Annotated in this window: 13 protein-coding genes, 1 tRNA gene and 1 pseudogene; 7 read left to right on the top strand and 8 right to left on the bottom strand. The window is 56.6% G+C overall.

What is annotated here, in order from left to right:
- Window positions 1-386: 386 nt before the first annotated feature.
- Complete coding sequence (locus CLV89_RS21360) at window positions 387-1,322, top strand: homocysteine S-methyltransferase family protein (RefSeq protein ID WP_106165620.1); 936 nt, start codon at window positions 387-389, stop codon at window positions 1,320-1,322.
- A gap of 417 nt (window positions 1,323-1,739) precedes the next feature.
- On the opposite strand, the gene CLV89_RS21350 is transcribed toward CLV89_RS21360, so the two are convergent.
- From CLV89_RS21350 to CLV89_RS22490, 3 genes are all read right to left on the bottom strand, one after another.
- A complete protein-coding gene (locus CLV89_RS21350) occupies window positions 1,740-2,309 on the bottom strand; it encodes a hypothetical protein (RefSeq protein WP_106165618.1) in 570 nt (189 codons plus the stop codon).
- A gap of 438 nt (window positions 2,310-2,747) precedes the next feature.
- Complete coding sequence (locus tag CLV89_RS21345) at window positions 2,748-3,527, bottom strand: hypothetical protein (protein WP_133166778.1); 780 nt, start codon at window positions 3,525-3,527, stop codon at window positions 2,748-2,750.
- A gap of 421 nt (window positions 3,528-3,948) precedes the next feature.
- Window positions 3,949-4,440, bottom strand: a complete 492-nt coding sequence (locus CLV89_RS22490; RefSeq protein ID WP_133166777.1) for a hypothetical protein — start codon at window positions 4,438-4,440, stop codon at window positions 3,949-3,951.
- A 709-nt stretch (window positions 4,441-5,149) separates the two neighbouring features.
- On the opposite strand from CLV89_RS22490, the gene CLV89_RS22485 reads away from it, so the two are divergent.
- Window positions 5,150-5,893, top strand: coding sequence for a hypothetical protein (locus CLV89_RS22485; protein WP_133166776.1), 744 nt, complete (start codon window positions 5,150-5,152; stop codon window positions 5,891-5,893).
- A gap of 322 nt (window positions 5,894-6,215) precedes the next feature.
- On the opposite strand, the gene CLV89_RS21330 is transcribed toward CLV89_RS22485, so the two are convergent.
- Together CLV89_RS21330 and CLV89_RS21325 are read right to left on the bottom strand one after the other, a co-directional pair.
- Window positions 6,216-7,934 (bottom strand): plasmid recombination protein, encoded by a 1,719-nt coding sequence (locus CLV89_RS21330; protein WP_106165614.1) that lies wholly within the window; start codon window positions 7,932-7,934, stop codon window positions 6,216-6,218.
- A gap of 428 nt (window positions 7,935-8,362) precedes the next feature.
- Window positions 8,363-8,599 (bottom strand): ribbon-helix-helix protein, CopG family, encoded by a 237-nt coding sequence (locus CLV89_RS21325; protein ID WP_243395110.1) that lies wholly within the window; start codon window positions 8,597-8,599, stop codon window positions 8,363-8,365.
- 61 nt (window positions 8,600-8,660) lie between these two features.
- Here CLV89_RS21325 and CLV89_RS21320 point away from each other — a divergent pair, with 61 nt between their 5' ends.
- From CLV89_RS21320 to CLV89_RS21310, 3 genes are all read left to right on the top strand, one after another.
- A complete protein-coding gene (locus CLV89_RS21320) occupies window positions 8,661-9,200 on the top strand; it encodes a hypothetical protein (RefSeq protein WP_133166775.1) in 540 nt (179 codons plus the stop codon).
- Window positions 9,201-9,234: 34 nt separating this feature from the next.
- Window positions 9,235-10,233, top strand: coding sequence for a 3CxxC-type zinc finger protein (locus tag CLV89_RS21315; protein WP_243395109.1), 999 nt, complete (start codon window positions 9,235-9,237; stop codon window positions 10,231-10,233).
- Window positions 10,234-10,299: 66 nt separating this feature from the next.
- Window positions 10,300-12,483, top strand: a complete 2,184-nt coding sequence (locus CLV89_RS21310; protein ID WP_106165611.1) for an AAA family ATPase — start codon at window positions 10,300-10,302, stop codon at window positions 12,481-12,483.
- Window positions 12,484-12,940: 457 nt separating this feature from the next.
- Here CLV89_RS21310 and CLV89_RS23080 read toward each other — a convergent pair whose 3' ends face one another.
- Complete coding sequence (locus tag CLV89_RS23080; protein WP_243395108.1) at window positions 12,941-13,174, bottom strand: hypothetical protein; 234 nt, start codon at window positions 13,172-13,174, stop codon at window positions 12,941-12,943.
- Between CLV89_RS23080 and CLV89_RS23075 the strand changes: the two are divergent.
- Window positions 13,079-13,411 (top strand): annotated as a pseudogene (locus CLV89_RS23075) (recombinase family protein); the annotation flags it as partial. The gene CLV89_RS23080 and the pseudogene CLV89_RS23075 sit on opposite strands and share 96 nt — an antisense overlap.
- 60 nt (window positions 13,412-13,471) lie before the next feature.
- On the opposite strand, the gene CLV89_RS23070 reads toward CLV89_RS23075, so the two are convergent.
- Window positions 13,472-13,696 carry a hypothetical protein gene (locus tag CLV89_RS23070; protein WP_065335514.1) on the bottom strand — a complete coding sequence of 75 codons (225 nt, stop codon included), beginning with the start codon at window positions 13,694-13,696 and terminating at the stop codon, window positions 13,472-13,474.
- On the opposite strand from CLV89_RS23070, the gene CLV89_RS21305 reads away from it, so the two are divergent.
- Complete coding sequence (locus tag CLV89_RS21305; protein ID WP_243395111.1) at window positions 13,610-14,728, top strand: recombinase family protein; 1,119 nt, start codon at window positions 13,610-13,612, stop codon at window positions 14,726-14,728. The genes CLV89_RS23070 and CLV89_RS21305 overlap by 87 nt on opposite strands.
- On the opposite strand, the gene CLV89_RS21300 is transcribed toward CLV89_RS21305, so the two are convergent.
- A tRNA-Met gene (locus tag CLV89_RS21300) sits at window positions 14,685-14,761 on the bottom strand. The two genes, CLV89_RS21305 and CLV89_RS21300, sit on opposite strands and share 44 nt — an antisense overlap.
- Between the last annotated feature and the right edge of the window lie 18 nt (window positions 14,762-14,779).

Raw genomic sequence — 14,779 nt, 5'->3', positions numbered from 1 at the left:
GCGGCAAAGGGCGGCTCTTTCAGGTGCGCATGCAGCACAAGTCTCCCTCCGTGCCGCCGGTTCATGCGACTTTGCAAAGGTCACTATCTGCGCTTCGCGGACGTCCGACCAGGGTGCAGCGAAGCATGGCTCGCCGGCAGTCCACTCGTCCGAAGCGACCGGCCCGAAGCCGACCTTGATCGCCGCCTCCGACGCCGCAGTGCAGCTTCACCAAACCAGCCCTTCGTGCATTGCGCAGCAATTCAGGAACATGAAGGTCGGCACTGCGGGACTGAGCGCCCTTTCGCTGCGGCTACGCCAATGGCCGCTTCTTACGTGTGGATCAGTGACACATGATGCGCCGGTTGTTATAGTCTGATAGGGTTACACGCGACTGGTCCATAACAATGTCAATCCACCGAGACACTTTTCCTCCCAGTAATGCCGACCTGTTTTTGGCCTACGTCGGGATGGAAACCGACCTAATATTCAATCAGGGCGTCGATTTGCCCGGCTTTGCTTCGTACCCGCTTTTGAAAACCACGGAGGGTCGAGAGCTTCTCAAGGGATATCTGAAAGACATGATCGCTCTTGGCAAGGAAACGCATTCTGGTGTCATCCTTGAGAGCCCGACATGGGTGGCTAACCGCGACCGCGGAGATGCAATTGGGTACGACTTCTGCGAACTCAAGCAACTTAATCTCGACGCTATTGCCATGATGGCGGCAGTTCGTGCAGCAAGCGACCATGCTCCGACAATCATCAGTGCGAATATCGGACCACGTGACGATGCATACGCGCCAGAAGCGCAAATGAGCGCGGAAGAGGCGGAACGCTATCATTCGGAGCAAATATCTGTACTGGCAAACACCGAAGTGGATGTAATCAGCGGATACACTTTGGCGTACCCATCTGAGGCGATTGGTATCGTCAGGGCGGCCCGCAGGTTTGATCTTCCGGTGGTCATTTCTTTCACTGTGGAAACAGACGGGCGGTTGCCAACCGGCGCGTCGCTTGAGGATGCAATATCAGAGGTCGATGGTGGGACTGATAGCTATGCGGCATACTACATGATCAACTGCGCGCATCCTGAGCATTTCTCGGGAGTCCTCGAAGACGCACCGTGGATGCAGCGCGTGGGAGGTATCATTGCCAATGCGTCACGCTGCAGCCATGCTGAACTGGACGAAGCCGAAGAACTGGATGACGGCAATCCGACCGAGTTGGGAGAGCAGTTGTCCGATATCAGGCTGCGCTTTCCTCAAATTCAGGTTCTAGGAGGGTGTTGCGGCACCGACATGCGCCACATGAAGCAGATCGTGAGTGCAGTCCGGACACCATAAGCCGACATTCGCCACATTGCGGAAGTCTGGTAGGTATGGGCTCTAAGTGGACATGCGGCGGTGCGGCAGCAGGGTCGCAGCGGTTCCGCACCAGCTCCCAGACGCTAGATGGCGGCAGCCAGCCCAATCACGACATTCATGCAAGGCGCAGCGAAGGCACTGCTGCGTGCGCGAAAGGCTTCCTGAAAGCGGACCTTCAAATCTGCTCAGTTGGCCCAGGGGATGTTGCGCCCGGCTTCAAGGTCAGCGAAGCGCGGACAGCGACCTTTGCAAAGTTTTCCTATCTGGCAACCGAATGGCGGCCCGATGCAGCGTGTGCGCTGGAAAGAGCACATCAACGGAAACCGCTGTCGGTTCACATTCGGGGCATCCAGAACGTGCTGCTAGCTTGAGGGCAGATCTTCAGAATATGCTGAACTAGTTGTTACTTCCTGAGTCTCCCACCGTTGTGCGGACATCATCGTGCTCAATCGCTTGCTTTGTGGCTTCGGAAGTTTTCCACGAACTCAGCGCTCCGATAGCCAAAGGGGTAAAATAAATCAGGCCAGCAGCGACTAGAGAGGCCGTAACTCCAAGGATGAAACCAATCGTATGTTGTCGCACAACGTTCTGAGGGGCGGTGACCTCTCGAAGTGTATCTTGGTCTGCCTCAATTAGTTTGCGAAGGCTTGCGAGCTTGCTATCTGCGCTCTCCTTCGACTCAAGTGTCCGTGAAAGTTCAGACATAACACGCTGGTGTTCTTGCCTGCCTTCTTCTATTTCGTCACGAAGTTCATCAACTGCGGTCACAGTGTCGTAGAGAGCATCCCGGGCATCATCCAACCGTTTCAAACGCTTATCAAGCGCCTCACGCTGCAACTCCTTGGGAACCGGCAAGCCAACGGCTTCAACAATTAGCCGAAAAACATCTTGACCGATTTCTCCATAAATACCGCTGATCTTGGCAAAAACTCGCAATATCTCTCGCGATCTCTTATTCTCACGCAATACCAGCTCCTCTCAATCGAATAAATATGTATCGTAGCAATTACTACGGGTGAAGGTATAGGTGGGCAATAGGTCTATCCTCGTCTCTGCTTCAGAGTGGACAATAGCTGCCACGACCCATTTCACAGAACATTGCTGCTTCGTCCTGCTCAGGTAGACTGCCGCATCATGGAGTGCAAGAACACGCCGTTGATTGTCAGGTTTCGGAGCGAAGCCTTGAAATTTTGCACGCCCAGCAGCTCAGGTTCAATGCTCATATTCAACGTCGCAGAAGGGCTGACTGAAGACATTTCGCGATCCAGATTTTAGCCCCCCCTACGGGTCTAAAGCGAGCATAAGCGGTCCGTCATTAAGGGAGAAATGTATGGCAATGGGCATCCCTCAGCTGCCGATTGCGGCATAAGCCAAACGTGGGACGAGATCGTTCACAAGTATTGCTTATCCATCGTCAAGCAAGTCGTCTGACTGCAGGTAGCTGCGAACAGATTTTTTCACCTCATTGAGAGCTTGGAACAATTTCTCACCTCGTTCGTGTCTCATGTTGTGCGCCCAAGTGAGATCTGCACCCTGCAAAGATTGCTCAGTTGAGTAGTGCCTGGGGAACTCACGGACTGCTTTCTCCACATCTTCAGCTGCGCGCTTCGCCGAATTGAGTAGCTCCGCGTGAAAATTTCTAATTTCAGACAGAACCTTAGAGGGCATAACCGGATCATTCAGCGCACTCTCGATCTGATCGTTGAGATTTTGAAACCGATCACTGACATCGAATATTTCCCAGTTAAACTCACTCCACGTAACTTCTTTTGTTACGCATGCATCACCATCATCGACTTCATCAGCGGGCCCTTTGATTAAGCGGAATCCGCTAGCGTTAGGAGAAATTATTCCACCAACAGAAATTAGCTTTTCATCCATATCTGAAGCGATCTCGGCGCCAAACTGATCTTTGGCATATCCCTTAAAGGCTCGGTTAAGGGTGATTTGAGCTGACGAAGAAAGGCCAGAACCGTGCCAGCATTCAACGGTTGATCTCCAGTTTAGCTCTCCCAACAAGGATTGAAGGGTTGCAATTTGAATCTTGAAAACCTCGTTCTTCGCGGGCTGAAAGATACTTGTCTTAGCGTGTCGGTATGAGAGCACGGCAAGAGATGCACCAATCACCCAAAATGCAATCTGCACTGCATCTTTGAGCCACCCCAGGATCTGTCCGATACACATCTTCGCAAAGTTCTCCATAAACCAAGTGAGAAGTTATCCGTGCAAACGTAAACGGACAAGTGGTTCTTAAGGCGAGCAGTTCTCTTTCATGCTTGGAAAACTATCACGGCAAAGGACGGCTATCGCCAAGTCACGCCTGGAACTATCGGCCGCTTTGGGCTGAGGGCGGTCACCTGGGGAACCCCTCCGGTCCCATCACGGTCAAGCATCGCGTGCTGCACCGCCACAAGGCAGCTTCGAGCCCATTTCTGGGCTCCTTGGATGCTGTTATTGCACAAGGTCACTCTATTCTCAAAAGGACGTCGGACCTGAAAGACGGTGGCGAATAATATGCCAAGAATGAAAATAGAGTAAGATCAGTGCGAGATATGCTTTGAAGATTAAAGGTCAGGTTCATTTTTTGCTCAACTCACGTGACTTCCTACAAGAACAAACTGATCAAAATGTCGCTATAACCCGCAATAAGCGTCCCAAGTGCAACTACAAGGATTTCGTGAGGGAGAAGTCGCCTTTGCATAGCATTGATCAATCCCGGCAACGCCCGATCTACCCGAAGGTAAGCAATCTCCCATGCTTGTGCTTCGGTGAAATGTGGGTTCTTGTCTTTTTCAATCTGGAAATAGATGTCGTAGGTAATGCCCCGAACTCGCTCCATGGCTTGAATTTTCCACGCACTCCAAAGTGCAAAAAACAAACCAATTACGATTAGCAAGTTTCCACTTCTTTGGAACGACGCTGCTCGTTCCGCTGGTTCGGGCATAAAAAAAGCCAAAGTGAGAGTTATTGCAGATGCCGCCCAAATAGTCGGAACACCATACCTTAAGAGATAACCTGCGATTTTATCCCCTGATACTTCAACATCTGTTTTGGTTGGGCAGATAAATTTGGCTCTTCGGTCTTCAAACTTTGTCATCGGTCTTCCTCGGAAATTCTCCATCGAAAATGGCTGATCTGACAGATTGCAACTTCCACCAGTATTGTCCAGACTTGAGTGGCCCAAAGTTCAGGTTGCCATCATGACTTTTACCGTTCTGAGAACGGTATTTGTTAGACAAAATCGGACGTGAGGCCGCTCATCGTCATTACGCCAACAGCCATTGGCGCAGATGCAGCGAAAGCCCGCTTTACGTCCGCATCCCTGCCGTTCGAAGGTGGTCGGCGGCTGCGCGTGCGGCGAAGGCCAGCTCTTCCTTTTGCGCATGCGGCATGGATCGCTCGCCATGTCGCCAGATCCGCCGACTTTGCAAAGGTCGCTATCTGCGCTTTGCTGACGTTGGTGCGCAGCGCAGCATGTGGGTTTCGCTCGGCGAGGGCTTGAATGGCCGCTTTTGCCCGCCTGGCGCGGAACCTTCGCAGACGCAGCCAGGGTCCGCTCCCCGCCCCCGGTGTAAGCCCATCGTAATGCTGCGCCAGGCACGAATGTCTTGGAAGGGCTAGCTGCTGTCATCTGACGGCTGGAACTTGGTGCGAAATTGCTGCTACCTTGCTGCCGCACCGCTGCATGTCCGCTTAGAGCCCTTGTTGACCGATGCTGCGCGGCGCACAAAGGTCTGCTATGATGAAAAAAGTCGACAAACTGTCTTTCTTCGTGGTTGGCAGTAGAAATTTCTAAGGGGCCGAGGATGCACGAACCGAAGGGTCGTCTGACCGACATATTCAGCCTTCCTACCGATGGTTCTGGGCAACCTCAGTCGGTTCTTATGCTTGATCAACTTACCCACGTTCCCGAGATTGGGGATGTGCTTCAGGTGGCAGATCGTAACTTGTCGATTGCACAAGTTGATAGACAGCGGATGCGAAGCTGCCTGACAGGCTGGCCGCTGATTGGCCTTGGCAGTATCGCCGTATTGGTCAACGAACCAACGGAGGAATTGAAACCCTTAGCAAGGCATCCAAACCGTCTTTGGGTAACTTGGAAACCAAAAGCGGATTTGCCATGGCATTTCAAGACTGACGACCTCCCCAAGTTCATCCGACTGAATGAAGACTGGAACGCCCATCCGAATGATGTGGGTCTCAGGCTTGAAGAGCGCGGAGATGAGTTGATTGCCCGCATGAAACCAAATCCTTACGCCTATCGCCAATATGAGAACATCCCCGAAATCGCTGTCAGCTTCGTAAACTGCTCCAAATATCGCGTTACGTCAGTCAACGATGAAGGCTGGTATTCGGGCCAGTGCCGTTTCAGCGGGCTTGCACCAGAATGGGGTGAGTTCTACGAAATTTCAGGCAACACTCAAGACAACATGAACTCTACGCCTTGGATTAAGATGGAAGGCGTTGGGGCAAAGCATTTTCATTTCTATTTGAAAGATGAAACCCTCGAAATCAAAGCACAAGATTGGGTGTTGAAATCCGAAAGCTGACCTTCGGAAGGCGATCTCCTACGGCAGCTCCGTCCCGCTCTACCGACCTTCATCACATGAAAATGCTGCACGATGGACGAATGGCCGGTCTGGGGCAGCCGCACCGCAGCGATTGAAAGCGCGATCAATGGCCGATTTGGGCCGTTCGTGCCTCTGGCGTACTGGTCAGGACGGGACTTTGCAAATGTCGCTAACTGCGCATTGCTGCCCTTGATGGGGGCCGCAGCACCGAGAGGCGGCTGTTTGGGAGCTGAATGGCTGCTTTTGCCTTCCCGACGCATGACCCGAGCACTAGCAGCCAAGGTCTGCAATCCGCCCATCTTTACGAAGGCCCCGCATCTGTCCCTTGCGAGATCTGCGCCAGACGAGCCTGAGCCTCTGGCTCCCACTGCTCTCGCAGGCCACGGACATATTCCGCATCGTCCTGCAACTTTTGGCGCTGTTTGGCGAGAACTCGTTTGACGGTACGTGCGACCAGTTGCGCAATTCGCGTGACCATTCCCATCGCAGGATGGATTTGCTTCCGCTTTTCCGCCCGCAGGTCACCCGTTTTCGGTGCCGCCTCGCCCCAAACCATGCCCGTTTTCCGATCGCTCGTTTCTTCTCGCCAAAGCAGCGCGCCCTCGGCAACCAAGTCCAAACCAGCTTCAATGGCCTCTGAGATGATCTCCGCTTCCGCGACTTTCTGTTGTAGCTGCGTTACCGCGTCTTCCAGTTTCTGCTCTGCCACCTGACGCGCAGATTGGGCGGTAATACATGCCGCTGCCTCTTGGGCGCGATGTTGTTCCAGCGACTGGACCTCTGCGACAAGGCCGCATTCGCGCCTTCGCAGGTCGGCCAACCCTTTCTTTCCCTCCTCCGCTTCGCGATTGATCCGCGCCAACTTTTCTTCTTCCACCTTTCGCTCCGCAACCTTCGCCTGGAACTTTTCAAGAGCTTTTTCTGCCCTCTCCTCATACCCCTTTGCCAACGGCATTAACGTTCCGATCGCGGTCTCAAACCCCAATTTCAGGGAAGATGCGGCGGCAGCCGCTTTTTCAAACTGCAGCGCTTCCTTCTCGGCCGCATCGCGGAGCCGGATCGCTTCTGCAGTTTCTTGCGCAGCCCGCTGTTTGCGGGCCTGCGCCTCTTTAATGGCGCGCTTGCGCGATTTTTTCACCGCAGCCTTGGCAAGGTCCCGACCGTCCTCGACGGTCGCCTTCGCCGTCTCTACAGCGTCAGCGTGGAGACGTTTCTTTTCTTTTTGCGCCTTGCGGCGCTCTTCCGCGCGCCACTCTGACGGCGGCACATGCCGCCGCTTTTTCTCCAGAGGCTTGCCCTCCGCCCGGGCCTGGCGCCGGGCCTCGGCGCGGCGCTCCCCACGAGTGATCCCAATCTTCGCAAAAGCGGCACCCGCCATATCCTGGGCCAGCTCATAATTCCGGAGCAGCGGATTTTCAGATGGTTGCAGCAGGACCTGATGACCACGGTTGGCGGAAGGTTTTTCAGCCCACACGACCACCACAAAGTGGATGTGCAGGGCTTCTTCATCCATATGCAACGATGCGTAGCGCAGTTGACCACCCGGGAAGCTCTGAAGCAAGAACGACATCGCAGTCTGCCGGAACGCCTCGACCCGCTCCGGTTTCCACTGCGCCTGCCCGCCTCCGCCAAACCAATCCTTGTTGACGGTCAAGACGCCCTCTCTGAGCGGCCCCTCCCTGCTGGCACGCCACGGGTCAGCAGGTCCCGCTTCCTCCACCTTGTCAGCTTCGGATTTGCGTGATTTCGCCTCCAGCGCAGCAATATGCTCCTCGAAGTTATGCTGCTTCATCTGTGCGACTTCATCCCGGATGACCTGGTCCCAATCGTCCTCGCCGCACAGTACGCGGTTGGAGTCCGTGAGTCCGAGATCGACGTGGGCGAGGTCCCCGCCACGGCGCAGGTCATGGAAAATAAACCTGCGAAGGTCTCGCGGCCAAAGCCCCTTGAAGCGGAGGACAACCGGGTATTTTTTCGGGCTAACTGGCTTTGACTTGGTAAACTTGGGGTGTACGGTCATCTTATCACTCGGATCTGCTGCGCTAACCCGATTCTCCGAGATCCCGGCGAAAATCCCGACACAAAAGTATACGGATTTTCAACAAGCGTACTCACTAGGCAAGTTGCAATCCCAGGCTGAGCCCTGGACTTACAACTTACCTGTTCGCGAGGGGGATGCCCCCTTCGATCCCCTCCTCGTCAGTGCGTTATCGGCTTTCGCCTCAACACACTTCCTGCGGCCAGCAGCCTGCTGGACCCGCCCTGCCGGGGGCCTAGGATGTCATATATTTTCGGTTTTCTTAATGTGTGTGATTGTCGGGAAGTATCTGATTGGTCAGTTCAGATCAGCCCACCGCATAGAACGGGGGGAAGCTGCCACCCGTGTCGGTCTCACGATGGCCATTGCAGATTTTCCCGAAGCCAACTTCGACACAGCGCCGCCCCTCTTCAATCTTCGCGCGTTTGGGTCAACTCGAACCATTGGACCAGCGCGCGCCGGATCATCTCGGGCCGAGTTGGCAAATCAGGCTCTGCCCGGCGGCGGTCATCCAGAACTTCCAGAAGCTCACGTGGAAGGCGAAGATTGACGGCCTCAGAGTCTTTACTTGGACGACCTCGTTTTTTTTCCATCAGGCAATCTATTTTCTTGATTTTCGGTTTTTTGGTACCATATAATTCGGACATGAGCAAGGGATCCGACCCCCTCGCCCATGTCCTAACCCTGCATGATCACTGGAGATCACACATGGCTAATAGATTGGCTACCACGCCTCCGCGCGTGACGGAACCACGTACCCATTTTGCCCACAGCCCAATTTCGCGGAGTTTCAGCGAGTTGAACGGCGCGCTTGCGCAGTACATTGAATACGAGCGAGACATTGAATGCGTAGACTCTTTCGACCCGGCTTTTGCCAACTGGCTGACCGATGCTGAAGCTGCAAGACACAATGTGCTTGATCGCATCGCTTCAATCACGACAGCACCGATTTCGCGGGACGCGGACAGACCGTTTCAGCGGATCTCTTTGCTGACACGCGCGCTCATCACCTGCGAGACAGGGGCGGATTTCACCGCACTCTACGCCGTCCTGGGCAGTCATGGCCATCTCTTTGCCTGCTTTGAGAACGATCCGGTTGGCCATCGTGTGCAGCAAATGTTGGAGGTCCACCAGGATCACTTGCACGCAATGGCGGATCTGGGCGAGTTCGCGGAAGAGCCGCTCTTCGTCGATCCCACCGACAACGCAGGTGACCAACGCGCGATGACGGCAACAGCCGCGGCCTAACCCCAACTCGATCGATCCGCCTATCGCCGGCGCCTTGTTCGGCACCGCTCGAGGTCGCTTGTCGGCTCACTGCGCCCATGCACGGGCGCGGCCAGATCCCCTTTTCCCGGAGGTCACTATGACCCTTTGTCCACAAACACCATCTACAGCGTCATTCCCGACTGTCATCCACGCCCATTGGGCGGAGATCGCGCAAGCGAAAGGCTTCACCATCACCGATCGTGTCGATGATCGCTACCACCTGTTGCTGCGCTGCGAGACTTGCGGCGGTACGCACCGGACCAAACTGTTTGTGCTGATGAACAACCAACCTCTGTGCCCCCATTGTGTGGAAACACGTTGGCGCGAAGATGCGACCGTTGCAGGGGTGGCGTTCCTGGAACGTGACCCGGAAGATCGCCACTATGGCTTTTACGAAGCCCCCTGCGGCCACAAGCTGCGGCGCCAGTTCGAGCTTATCAAGCGCATCGCTGACGGCGAATGCTCACACCGCTGCGAGATCTGCCAGAACACGAAAGAGGAGGTGGAAGCGGAGGCTCAAGGCTGGGTTCTCCTCGGCGCCGCGCCCACACGCGACCTGAACTATCGCAGCTACCGACATAGCTGCGGGCACCAACAGGTAATCGCCCGCGTGAACATGCAAACCGGCCGCTTCAACTGCGAGTCCTGTGGCAAAGGCTGGGCCTCAGCCCGCAGCTACATTTATTGTATGCGGTTTGAACTGCCAGGGCAGGCACCCATCGTGAAGCTGGGCTTCTCCCGGAACCCGGAGAGCCGGTTGACCTATCAGCTCAAAAGGCGCCCAGATCTTCAAGCGAAGATCTTGCACAGCGTCGCCCAATCGAGCGGCCACAAAGCACTCTGTGTGGAAAAGCAGATGCACGCCGCTCTCAAACGCGACCATCCCGGATCCGTAGTCACGCCCGAGATGTATGCGCCTTGGCTCCGGGTCAAATCGGAGATTTACACCGCAAATCTGGAACCGGTCATCCTCCATATGCTCGACGCACTGCCCCTCCTGCCGGACGCCTGACCCCCGCCCCCTCATCTAGTCATTTCAAATCGGCCTTGGCCGACCCCGAACCTATGGAGAACGCTTATGTCCAATACTCAGAGCTGGGCACCTTACGCCCGCGATATCCTGCGCCGTTTGCGCCACGCTCAAACTGTCGTCACCGACGATCTCTTCGATGAAGCCAAGCAAATCGTCCCTGTCGAGGATCCGCCCGCCCGGAACCTCATGGAAGCTTTGAGCGAACTTGAAGAGGCGCAAACACGCGACAGCCAGGAGCTCGTCGAACTGCGTGAGGTCGGGATTGATGGCTGGGCAATGGATGAGAATGGCAACGACAGCCCACAACAACGTATCCCAGCTGACAAGGTCCTGGTGTGCCTGCAACTCGCCGCCACCTTTCGCACACATCGCGATTTCTGCGAGCGGGTACTGGCACCAGGTGCTGTCAACGTGATCGATGGTTTCAAAATGAACCAGATGGAGACTGCTGCCACGCAGATCGGGCGCTTGTTCCTGCCTGAGGGCTGGGCGGGGCAAACCTATGCGGCAAAAAGCGCGACCTCGCCTGCCCTGCAAATCATCTCTCCGCCGGTCGGCAATTCAGGCACGCTCAGCCCAAACAGCCAACGCGAGTTCAAACGGAAAGTTCTATCGAGTCTGGCGCAACCTCATCCCCTGCTCATTCTTCTTCCCGATGAGCTGCAGCTCGACCCCAACCTGCGCCATGTTCTTCCCAAAGCTCAGCGGCTCGCCGCCGTCGATCGGGACATGATGCTGATGCTCTTGGCCGAGACTCACAGTGCGACTCGGAAGATCGACCGCGATGTGGTGCGTCCGCTTCTGCCGGACGGTGCTGCCCTCAAATCGCTGGACACACCGATCCTCCTTGCCAGTCTGCGTGCGCCAACGGCGGCAGGGGCGGCAAAACAGATGTCGGATCTGCTGCACACACCAGTTGATCCCAACCGTATGACCCTGCAAGACATTAACGGCCACTCGCCCGCCCATCGTGCCGCTGAAGGGTTGGTCGACGATCTCGCGGCTTGGCGCGCAGGCGAGACCAAATGGTCTGACATTTCACATTCGCTCTTGATCAGCGGCGAACCCGGAACCGGAAAATCTTTCCTTGCGCGCGCCATCGCCGCATCAGCCGATGTACCCCTTGTCCAAGGGTCCTTCGGCAGCTGGCAAGCCACCGGGCATCTGGGGGACATGTTGGGCGCAATGACCAAGAGCTTTGCAGAAGCCATCAGCCAAAAGCCGTGCGTCCTGTTTGTTGATGAGCTCGATGCAGCGGGGTCCCGCGACAGTGCGGACAAGCACAGCAGCAACTATAGACGGAACGTCATCAACCATTTCCTGGCCGAAGTAGATGTACTGATGCGGGCCGAAGGCGTGCTGCTCATCGGCGCCTGCAACCACCCCGGGAATCTGGATCCCGCAATTTTGCGACCCGGCAGGTTTGACCACCACGCAGAACTCGGACGTCCACCGCTCGCACAAATCCAGCACATGATCTCCCGCGTGCTCCCAGGGGACACAAAGCTGGAGGAGCTGGCGCGCGCGTTCGCCGGGCAGACGCCCGCAGAGATCGATGCGCAGCTGCGATCAGCAAGGTCAACCGCGCGCCGGGCAGGTGGCAGTTTTGATGCCGCTTGGGTACTGGCACATCTGCCTGCCGCGACCCCACAGATGAACGCACGCCAACGCCGCATCGCGCTGCATGAGAGTGGCCATGCGATTGCAGCCGCCCTCCTCCGGGCCGTGCCCGTGACTCGAATGGTGCTGTCAAATGGCACCGGGCAGACTCACAGGTCCAATGTCGTACATGAGGGACTACTCAGCGAGTTTGAGGATGAGATGACGATCCTGTTGGCTGGGCGCTCGGCAGAACGGCTGACCTTGGGCACCATCAGCGCGGGCGCCGGTGGCGACGACGGCAGCGACCTGCAGCTGGCTACGCAGCTGCTTCTGAGCTGCGATCGCCAGGCTGGCCTCGGGATCCATGGCAACAGCTGGCTCGGGAAGACCGACATGTCTCGCCTGACACAGCACAACCAGGACCGGCTGCGGGTCAAACTCGACAAAATGGAGCGCCGCGCCTTGCGCCTGCTTGAGCCGCATCGCGAGCGTCTGGAACGCCTTGCGGCGCACCTGCTCAAGGTGCGGGAGATGGATGCTGAGGATCTTCGACCCTGGTTGGAAGATCTGATCCCGTCAGCCCGCCCGCCAATTGACAGCCCGCAGGCTGGTTCCAATCCGAGCTGATACGAGGCGGGTTTGCCATTTTACATTTGGCAAACCCGCCGCAATGACGGCCAGATTGCACGCGATTTGCGCAATAGCTTTTGACAAACCCTCCGCCCCCAATCGATCGCTCTCAAAAACATGGAGAACTCTCTCTAGGTAAAACTTTGACGGATCAGAGCGTTAGATCCTAGCCTCCCGGAGGCCACCCAGCGCGACCGCCTGTGACCCGCCAGGGGGAGGTTTTCCACATAAATGCGACATGAGCCCCCCTCGAGCCAAATCTCCTCCTAGAGAGCCCTACATCCCACCGAGTATCCTGTTTTCATCAACCTCACGGCACTCAACGCCGTCATAGAACAGGAGACCTCGGCCCATGGCACGAGACCGATACAGGCATGCCCAAAGCCCGACCCCACATGATCGGCGCCATCGCGACAAGCGGAACGCGCCGACAACCGGACGCGATCCGGACAAATCAAAGCTCTATTCCTTCTTGCGTGCGCTCGCGCGGGCGGAAGCAGAGCGCGACCATAACATGGACATTCAATAGAAAACGGATCAGCTCATGCCCCACCTCCTGCGCGCCGCCATCTACGCCCGCTATTCCACGGACCTGCAAAGCGACGCCTCTGTCGAAGATCAAATCCGCAGCTGCCAGGACCTCGCCAAGTCGCTTGGGGCCGAAGTGGTCGCCACCTACTCCGATCATGCGGTGTCCGGTGCCAGCCTCATGCGACGGGGCATCCAGTCCCTGCTTCGTGACAACCAGTCAGGTTCCTTCAACGTCGTTCTCGCCGAGGGGCTCGACAGATTGAGCCGCAACCAAGCGGATGTGGCGCAAATCTACCAACAGATGTCATTCACCGATACGGTGATCCATACACAGTCCGAAGGCGAGATCTCGGAGCTACACATCGGGCTGAAGGGCACGATGAACGCGCTACAGCTGAAAGACATCGCCCTGAAGACCCACCGGGGCCTCAAAGGCCGGGCGCTCAAAGGCAAATCAGCTGGCGGTATCTCCTACGGCTACCGGGTCAAACAGCAATTCGACGCTTCCGGAGAGCCCATCCGAGGCGATCGCGAGATCCAGCCGGTAGAGGCACAGATCGTGACCCGCATCTTTGAGGATTATGCAAATGGCCTGTCCCCCAAAAAAATCGCCGAAGCCCTGAATGCCGAAGGCATCGCGCCGCCGTCCGGTCGATACTGGGGCGCCTCTACCATCCATGGCAATCGCCAACGCGGCACCGGTATTCTCAACAATGAACTCTATATCGGGAGACAGATTTGGAACCGACTAAACTATCGGAAGGACCCTTTGAGCGGAAAGCGGATCTCGCGCCTCAACCCCGAAAGCGCTTGGGTGATCACGGAGGTGCCCGCGCTGCGGATCATTGAACAGGAGCTCTGGGATCGGGTCCGAAGCCGCCAGGGCGCATTGACGTTACAGAGCCCATTGGACAAGCCCTGGGATCGCCGCCGGCCCCGCACGCTGTTTTCCGGGTTGATGACCTGTGGCTGCTGTGGTGGCGGCATTGCGAAAGTCTCCAAATCGGCCTTCGGCTGTTCAACTGCGCGCAACAAGGGCAAGGCGGTTTGCGCCAATATGCGCACGATTGCCCAGACGGATCTGGAAGCGCGGGTCCTGAACGCCCTGACTCATCACCTGATGGATCCAGAGGCACTGGCGGTCTTTTGCGAGACCTATGCCGACGAACGCAACCGGCTGCGCCGGGAGGCCGAGGGCGCGAGAGAGACCCTGGAACGCGGCCTCGCCCAGACCAAACGCGATCACCAAAAGCTGGTGGACGCGATTATCGCAGGTGTTCCAGCGGAGCAGGTGAAGGAGCGGATGATTGAGCTCGATCAGCAACGGCAGCAGCTCGAGCGCAGGCTTTCCGCCTCCCCTGCCCCGGATCCGATCCTGATCCATCCATCAATGGCGGTGACCTACCGCGAGCGGGTGGCCGCATTGATCGCGGGTCTGGGGACCAGCACAGAGATGCCAGCTGCGAAGGAAGCGCTTCGGGCTTTGGTGGATCGGCTTGTGCTGACCCCTGCGAAGGGTGACACGGGCGTTGAGATCGCTCTGGAGGGTGATCTTGCGGCGCTGCTGCGTCTTGCGACGGGGTCGGCGGCGGTCATTGCAACGCCGAGAGCCGCGCACTCTGGCGAGGCACGGTTGGAAGGTGTTGATATTATTGGAGAATTAGTACTGGTTGCGGGAGTAGGATTTGAACCTACGACCTTCAGGTTATGAGCCTGACGAGCTACCTGGCTGCTCCATCCCGCGGTGTTTGTTTTGTTTGTT

The sequence above is a fragment of the Tritonibacter scottomollicae genome (genome assembly GCF_003003215.1).
Lineage (GTDB): Bacteria > Pseudomonadota > Alphaproteobacteria > Rhodobacterales > Rhodobacteraceae > Epibacterium > Epibacterium scottomollicae.
Note: the sequence above shows the minus strand (reverse complement) of the source record. Positions and strands in the feature narration are given on the sequence as shown.

Coding starts and splice junctions, on each gene's coding strand:
- CLV89_RS22490 (WP_133166777.1), bottom strand. CDS start 4,440: ATGACAAAGTTTGAAGACCGAAGAGCCAAATTTATCTGCCCAACCAAA.
- CLV89_RS21360 (WP_106165620.1), top strand. CDS start 387: ATGTCAATCCACCGAGACACTTTTCCTCCCAGTAATGCCGACCTGTTT.
- CLV89_RS23080 (WP_243395108.1), bottom strand. CDS start 13,174: ATGATCGGAGTAGGTGGCGACCACTTCGGCCCCAAGCGACTTGGCGAG.
- CLV89_RS21325 (WP_243395110.1), bottom strand. CDS start 8,599: ATGTCCGAATTATATGGTACCAAAAAACCGAAAATCAAGAAAATAGAT.
- CLV89_RS23070 (WP_065335514.1), bottom strand. CDS start 13,696: ATGGATGGTAGAGGCGCCCCAGTATCGACCGGACGGCGGCGCGATGCC.
- CLV89_RS21320 (WP_133166775.1), top strand. CDS start 8,661: ATGGCTAATAGATTGGCTACCACGCCTCCGCGCGTGACGGAACCACGT.
- CLV89_RS22485 (WP_133166776.1), top strand. CDS start 5,150: ATGCACGAACCGAAGGGTCGTCTGACCGACATATTCAGCCTTCCTACC.
- CLV89_RS21330 (WP_106165614.1), bottom strand. CDS start 7,934: ATGACCGTACACCCCAAGTTTACCAAGTCAAAGCCAGTTAGCCCGAAA.
- CLV89_RS21345 (WP_133166778.1), bottom strand. CDS start 3,527: ATGTGTATCGGACAGATCCTGGGGTGGCTCAAAGATGCAGTGCAGATT.
- CLV89_RS21310 (WP_106165611.1), top strand. CDS start 10,300: ATGTCCAATACTCAGAGCTGGGCACCTTACGCCCGCGATATCCTGCGC.